This is a genomic window from Bacillaceae bacterium S4-13-56 (assembly GCA_040191315.1).
In the GTDB taxonomy this organism is placed as follows: domain Bacteria; phylum Bacillota; class Bacilli; order Bacillales; family JAWJLM01; genus JAWJLM01.
Window position 1 is genome coordinate 1 of sequence record JAWJLM010000098.1, and the last position, 6,825, is coordinate 6,825.

The 6,825-nt window shown below is 35.2% G+C and carries 10 protein-coding genes; 2 read left to right on the top strand and 8 right to left on the bottom strand.

Features of this window, described 5'->3' with window-relative positions; all coding sequences use genetic code 11:
• Positions 1-56 precede the first annotated feature (56 nt).
• The 3 genes from RZN25_16705 to RZN25_16715 all read right to left on the bottom strand — a co-directional run bounded on the left by RZN25_16705 (position 57) and on the right by RZN25_16715 (position 1,511).
• Positions 57-287, bottom strand: coding sequence for a hypothetical protein (locus RZN25_16705; protein ID MEQ6378454.1), 231 nt, complete (start codon positions 285-287; stop codon positions 57-59).
• Positions 288-531: 244 nt separating this feature from the next.
• Positions 532-1,257: a tyrosine-type recombinase/integrase gene (locus RZN25_16710; protein ID MEQ6378455.1), complete on the bottom strand. Its 726-nt coding sequence runs from the start codon at positions 1,255-1,257 to the stop codon at positions 532-534.
• A complete protein-coding gene (locus tag RZN25_16715) occupies positions 1,224-1,511 on the bottom strand; it encodes a hypothetical protein (protein ID MEQ6378456.1) in 288 nt (95 codons plus the stop codon). The genes RZN25_16710 and RZN25_16715 overlap by 34 nt, the downstream gene beginning before the upstream one ends.
• A 996-nt stretch (positions 1,512-2,507) precedes the next feature.
• On the opposite strand from RZN25_16715, the gene RZN25_16720 reads away from it, so the two are divergent.
• Positions 2,508-2,939, top strand: a complete 432-nt coding sequence (locus RZN25_16720) for a DUF2621 family protein (protein MEQ6378457.1) — start codon at positions 2,508-2,510, stop codon at positions 2,937-2,939.
• A 47-nt stretch (positions 2,940-2,986) separates the two neighbouring features.
• Here the strand turns inward: RZN25_16720 and RZN25_16725 are convergent, their stop codons facing one another.
• From RZN25_16725 to mnmH, 5 genes are all read right to left on the bottom strand, one after another.
• Positions 2,987-3,466 (bottom strand): cytochrome c biogenesis protein CcdC, encoded by a 480-nt coding sequence (locus RZN25_16725; protein ID MEQ6378458.1) that lies wholly within the window; start codon positions 3,464-3,466, stop codon positions 2,987-2,989.
• Positions 3,467-3,486: 20 nt separating this feature from the next.
• Positions 3,487-3,846, bottom strand: a complete 360-nt coding sequence (locus RZN25_16730) for a response regulator (protein ID MEQ6378459.1) — start codon at positions 3,844-3,846, stop codon at positions 3,487-3,489.
• A 27-nt stretch (positions 3,847-3,873) separates the two neighbouring features.
• A complete protein-coding gene (locus RZN25_16735; GenBank protein ID MEQ6378460.1) occupies positions 3,874-4,299 on the bottom strand; it encodes a Na(+)/H(+) antiporter subunit B in 426 nt (141 codons plus the stop codon).
• Positions 4,300-4,390: 91 nt separating this feature from the next.
• Positions 4,391-5,095, bottom strand: a complete 705-nt coding sequence (locus tag RZN25_16740; GenBank protein MEQ6378461.1) for a cytochrome c biogenesis protein CcdA — start codon at positions 5,093-5,095, stop codon at positions 4,391-4,393.
• 1 nt (position 5,096) lies between these two features.
• Positions 5,097-6,173, bottom strand: coding sequence for a tRNA 2-selenouridine(34) synthase MnmH (gene mnmH / locus RZN25_16745; protein ID MEQ6378462.1), 1,077 nt, complete (start codon positions 6,171-6,173; stop codon positions 5,097-5,099).
• Between the two features lie 138 nt (positions 6,174-6,311).
• Here mnmH and RZN25_16750 point away from each other — a divergent pair, with 138 nt between their 5' ends.
• Positions 6,312-6,530 carry a hypothetical protein gene (locus RZN25_16750; GenBank protein ID MEQ6378463.1) on the top strand — a complete coding sequence of 73 codons (219 nt, stop codon included), beginning with the start codon at positions 6,312-6,314 and terminating at the stop codon, positions 6,528-6,530.
• The last annotated feature ends 295 nt before the right edge of the window (positions 6,531-6,825 follow it).

Consider the following 6,825-nt stretch of genomic DNA (forward strand, 5'->3'; position numbering starts at 1 on the left):
TTACACGGTTAGCTGCCATTTCACTTTTGACCATAATCATACAATCGTCCACATATCTAACGAAGCGAAGCCCTCGATTTTTTAGTTGTATGGGTAACCTGTAGCGTAGATATCCATCCCGTGATGTCCACCTCATTTAGGCTTCTTTCAGATTTGCCTGAATCGATAAGATATTTATCCAACCTAGCAAAGGTTGTTTCTATGTGAGAAATATACTTTCCTGCATTTTTTTGGAGGGCAATGTATGAATCCATCTCATTTTTCAATGGATTTGTGAAAGTTCTCATTTCCACGTACCTCCTGAGAGATATACAGCAAATTGACCCGATGGCTTTGGACACTCAAGTGCACACGATCTTAATCTATTAAAATCAATGGCTGCATAACGTTTGGTGGCATTAGGGTCCTGATGACCCAGTATCTTCTGCACTATATGGTAAGGAACATCATTATTGACAAGGTGTGTAGCCAGACTCGCACGTATTGCATGTGGACCACGTTTTCTTGAAGCAATATTAATACCGCTATTCATTAGATGTGTACAAACGATTGACCAGATAGAGCTACGTGAAAGCTTTCTGTAGGGAGCTGAACTACGAATAAAAATATATCACAATCAGAATCAGGCCTTCCATTCTGGATATAATCCTGCAGTGCCTCCGACACTTTTTCAAGCAATTTCATCTGATACTTAACGGATGTTTTTGACTGCAAGAATGCCACTTGTCCATCACTGATTTCTGAAAACTTCAAAGATGAGATATCATTTGCACGAAGACCGTAGGAAACAGACAGTGCCATGATAGCATAATTACGTTTCCCAATCCCAGAAATTCTTTCGATACTGTTCAGCAACTGGATAAGCTCTTCTTCCGTGTATATGGAAGGTAATTTTTCCATAGATGAATACCTAGGGACTGCTTTTGAAAAATCCATTTCAGTCACGCTTTTCTGATATAGGTATTTAAGAAAAGAAGGCAGTTTTTCACAGAACCCTTGCTTAGACTTAATATTTGAAAATGCAGTACCTATGTGTATAAACCTCATTAATTTTAAATCAGTGACTGATTGTTTCTCTAACGAATCGAGAAATTGCTTGGCATATATACATCTGGTTTCAACAGTGGAAGGGCTGTATCCCTTTTCTTGCATATATGCCGTATATGAATCAATAACAGGAATAAATATATCTGGACAAATTGTAGTTTGTTTAGTGTGAATTGTTACAAATGGTTTGTTTTGTATGTAATCATCCAACGTCTGATAGCTGTTTTTATATAGTTATACCAACGTTTCGATAATCCTGTTTTCGTCAGTTGTTTTTCAAGAAAACCCTGACCAACTGCATGGGAATAATAAGGAACTTTATGATCCTTCATAAAAGTGGTAATTTTCCTTAAAGCACATTGATACACCGATATAGTTGAACATCGGTAGCCGAGAGTAGTCAGCTCACTCATCGTTTCTTCAATGACTGAACTTAACTGTTCTGCGGGTATTGAATTATTCAAGATAACCATCTCCTTTTATATTATGTCAGCCCAGTAATCGGCTGTACTTAAATTATAAAACAAGATGATTATTGATTATCCGAGAAAAAATCATTAAAAGTTAATAACAACAGGGCTTTTCGTAGAACTTCTCGGATAATTATCTTCCTTGGATAATTCAGATTCCATGTCACCATGGACACCCTTGCTTTTGACTATGTACTTACCGCTACAAGGTCGTACGCAGGACTTTCACCTGTTATCGGGAAAATAAAATCTACATGAATATTAATTAACAGTGAATCTTAACTGCAATAATAAGGAACAACCCCGGACCTTATTGCAAAGGAATGGTTCTAGAAGTAGAACCGTATACTGCCAAGAACATATGTTAATAAGTTAATAATGCTTGGAATGTTTTTGTAAATACAGTAGCGCTTGAAACAGTATCAACAATAGCGGATTGATTGTTGATACAACATTCAGTTTACAAGATGCACATGGTGACATCATAGGTTCTAAAAGATGCTAAAGAAAATCAAGTAGCACTGACAACTCCCACAGCTAAAGCAGTGGGGTTCTAAGATACTAACAAGCTTCTCGTTCCGACTTCTTTTGGAAGTTGTCATGACCAATCAGGTTTTGTTCTATGCGCCTTGATACCCTAATTTACTATCTATGATAGGCGGAAACATCGAAAGGGTTCGATTCACTATTAATTTTCCTAATTGCATCTTCCGATTGATTTTTCCATTCTTTTGATTGCAAGTTGTCTGTTTCAAACATTTGAATTAGGAGTTTCTGTTCAGGGGAACTAGTTGGAGAGGCGAATACAGGAAGATCTTCCACAGCTTCTGTTAATTTTAACCCTAGTAAATGAGGAATATAAGGCTGATTACGCCCATTTTAATATAAGTTTACATAACATAATTACGGTCTATTTAATCATAATTATAGACTCTCTAGCTGTTTTGTGATAATCTTACTAACGAAATAAGTATAAAAGATGGTGAAAACATGGGATTGACAGGGGTATTTTCTGTTTTTATATTTTTGTGGATTATGGTTATGGTTGTATTATTGGCTATAGGTGGATATTTCATGTTCCGAAAGTTTTTCAAAAAACTTCCGAAAGAAGACGGAAAGTCCATACAGGATTGGGAAGATTATTATGTTCAGCAAACCAAAAACATGTGGGATACCGAAGAAAAGAAGCTTCTTGAGGAATTAGTAGCTCCTGTACCAGAGCTATTTAGAGATGTTGCTCGTTCTAAAATTGCTGGTAAAATCGGTGAATTAGCTATAAAACGAAACTACAAAAATATCACACAAGATTTAATTATTGAAGGTTATATTCAAGCAACACCGAAAAGAGATCATAAGTTTTTAAGAAAAACTTTAGACGAAAAAAATATAGATCTATCAAAGTACGAAAAACTTTTTGATTAGCTTAAAATATATTTAGAAATAAATAGCTCTCCCATTGGGGAGAGCTTTTATTGTTGTTGTTCCTTTAATTTTTTTTCTAACTTTATAAATTGAAATAGCATGGCAAGTCGCCATGTAACAATCATGCCAAAAGCTAGAAGGAAAAACATTCCACTTGTTTCTCCAGGAGATATCGTTTGCCCAACGATAAGCTTCAATACAATACGTAACAATAACAAAAAAACGAGTATGAAAACAAACGCCTTTGAAGGTTTTAAATAAATATCTTTCCCTTTTATTTCGAAGCGCGAGCCCCAAATTAATACAGATGAAAAGATGATGCCTACCACCAATGCTTCTAGCACCTCAAAAAAAGTCACCCGAAAATAAGGATGTAAAAACATTAAGGCACCCGTACTCATAAATAAAGGGGGCAAAATAATTTTCTTTCTGGAAGAAGGTTTTTTAGCAGCCCGCATCCGAACAAAAATCATTAAGGAAGCCATCATTGCAGCTACCACAGTACTTGCAATAACCCATAAACTCAAACTTATCAACTCTTTCTAATTTAACGTAAAACACGACGTATTGCATCTAAAACACTTGATTCATCAAAAGGTTTGACAACAAAATCCTTTGCTCCTAATTCAATTGCTTCCATCACTGTCTTTTGTTGGCCTACAGCTGAACACATAATGATTTTAGCATCGGGGTTTACCATTAAAATTTGTTTTATCGCTTCCAATCCGTTTATTCCAGGCATGGTTATATCCATGGTAACAAGATCAGGACTTAATTCTTTATATTTGCTAATAGCTTCCTGTCCATTTTCAGCTTCTCCGACAATCTCGTGATTATCTTTTTGTAATATGTTTTCTAATGTAAACCTCATAAACTTTGCATCGTCTACGATTAAAATTCTTGCCATGGTATATCTCCCTTCCCCCAAAACAAATTAATCATCCGTCGCTATGGAAAGTATAATGGTCATTGTGACCCCTATTACAGTTAAATAGACACCTAAGTCAAATAAAACAGCCGTCGCTAACTCTTTCTTTCCAAAGAAAGGAAAATAAAAGTATTCAAATGTATGGCTCAAAAATGGTTGGTTAAATAAAAAAGAGCCAAAACCAGTGAGTACCGCAATTAGTAAACCAGCTAGAATAAAATTTTTATAATCAAAACGAATAATCTTTTTCATAGACTCAAATCCATAGGCCATATACATTAAAAGTATGGCCGCTGAGGTCATCAATCCTCCAATAAAGCCCCCTCCCGGAGCGTTATGACCAGCTGAAAATAGGTAAATCGAGAATCCTAAAAGAATAAAAGCTATAATTGATGTTGTTGTTTTTAGAATTAAGTCATTGGTTCTAGCCATTTTTTACACCCTTTCACAATTTACTCAATCTGCTAACACTAACATTTTATAGGGTTTCCAAAGGGGAAACAATCTTTTCTTATGAAAAAATCTAGAATCCCTGAAATCCAACTAAATTACTTAAATAAGAAGTTATTAAAGTCATCCAGTCAAAAAACAAAAAGATTCCCATTACTATCATTAAATATCCACCTATTTTCACAATTCTTGTGCTATTTCTTTTAATCCATTGTAGTTTTCCTATAAAGAAGGACATGATTAAAAAGGGAATGGAAAATCCTAAAGAATAGGCAATCATCATTGGAACACTTGCTGTTGGATCTGTCGCAGCTAAGGAAAGGACAGCAGCTAAGATTGGACCTGTACAAGGTGTCCACCCCATAGAAAAAGCCATCCCAATTAAGACGCTTCCAAAATAACCACTCGGTCTCGTTTTAAAATGAATTTTACGGTCCTTTAATAAAAATTCAAAATTAAATATACCAACGATGACCAGCCCAAAAAATATGATAAGAAAAGCTCCAATATATCGAATTATATCCTGGTACTGGAAAAGAAGTTCTCCTACTAAAGAAGTTCCATAGCCTAAAAGAATAAAAATACTTGAAAAGCCAATTAAGAAAAAAATGGTATGAAATAAACTTCTCCTTCTCAACATGGCGTTTTCACTTTTTATATCATGTACACTCATCCCTGTTATATATGACAAAAAAGCAGGGTAAAGCGGAAGGCAACAAGGTGATATAAAGGATAAAAATCCAGCTCCAAAGGCAAGGAGGATGGTTACATCACTCAATTTAATGACCTCCTCTTTCTTGTAACGTTAAACTTTTCTTCAATAAATATTCATCTAACCAATCTTTTATCATTCCATATCCTTCACTAAAGGACGTATAGAAAAATGATATTTTTTGTGATTCATCATCAATTTTATAAGAATATCTTGGATCATAATAGGACATAAGTAAATCTTCAACAAGTACATCATATTCTTTCCGATGAAAAGTTTCAAAGATTTGCTTCTTTTTAATGGGAGTTAAATACTTGGATAAGTGGTTAACGGCTTCTTCAAAGGCTACCTCATCTCTTTCTACTGGATAAGTTTCCAGAATATTCTTTACACGATCTTTTAGTGGCATATCCACATGCAAACGAATCCCCTGTTCCTTTTTTTTCATAAATATCTCTGGCAAAACTACTTTACCAATTCTTCTTGATTCACCTTCAATAATGATAAAAGGTGCTGCTTCCAATTCCCCTAATCTATGAGATAATCTAGCTTCAAATTTCTTTTGACTAACAGGCTCAAGACCAATATGACCAAATATGGATCCTCTGTGGCCGGCCATTCCTTCAAGATCAACAACTGGATATCCTTCATTTTGTAATTGTTCAAGAATATCTGTCTTTAGTGTACCCGTATGACCCTCCAAGACAATAAATGGCTTATCAATAAAAGAACCATGGTTTAAGTAGTCCACAATCCATTTTCTATAGGAGCGAATTCCTCCATTTAATTGCATTAAAGGTAAATTCAACGCAGAGAAAGTGGAAACTATACTCTTACTTCGCATACCTCCTCTTGCACAGTAAACAACCATAGGTACTTGATCCTTTGACCACTCCGCTAGCTGATCATAAAAATACGGCATTTTGTTTGAAAATATCTCTATTCCAGCTTTTATAGCTACATCCTTACCCACTTGCTTGTACAATGTCCCTACTTTTTTTCTTTCTTCATCCGAAAAAATAGGTAAATTCTTGGCATGAGGCAAATGGTATTCTGCATATTCGGAAGGAGATCGGACATCAATAAAATGTAGACGGTCTGTGAACGCCTGATCAATTGTAATGTTTTCACCTATTTTATACATTTTAGATCACCCACACATAATTTTGTCAATATATATTCACCGAAAGTTTTGTGTAAAAAAATTGAACATTTTGTGAAAATATATTATAGTTAAGGTAACAAATGGATTCGATATATTTTATCTCTTGGGGGGAGACAAATGATTCGTACAGCAGTTTCTTTAATTTCAAGTGTAATATTTTTTATGGTCCAAGTTGCAATTGTTGCGAATATGAAAGGCTATGAAGTATTGTACTTCGATAACTACACTTTAACCATTTCCGTACTGGCAATGAACTTTTTCTTAAGCTTTACTATCTTATCACATATTAAACAATGGTACGAAACCGTTCAAGAACAGACTAGTTCACAATTTTAACATAAAAAGCTTTCATCGCAAATGATGAAGGCTTTTTTACAAGATAAAAAAATCTGTCTAGCTCCAGCGGAAAAGCTTCATCGAGTGATCTTCGAAGTTTTTGCCCCGAGTAATCGCACAAAGGAAAGCTACTCGCAGAAACAAGTGCTTTTCTTGTTTCGAAGGGCGCTTGCGCTTTTCTTACAAGATAAGAAAGTATAAAATTTGTCTAGCTCCAGCGCCCTATCGACTAGAGTCGGTTCCCTCCTCTCCATCGATAAGTCAACATCGATTCACTTCGTGAACCGTGTTTCCT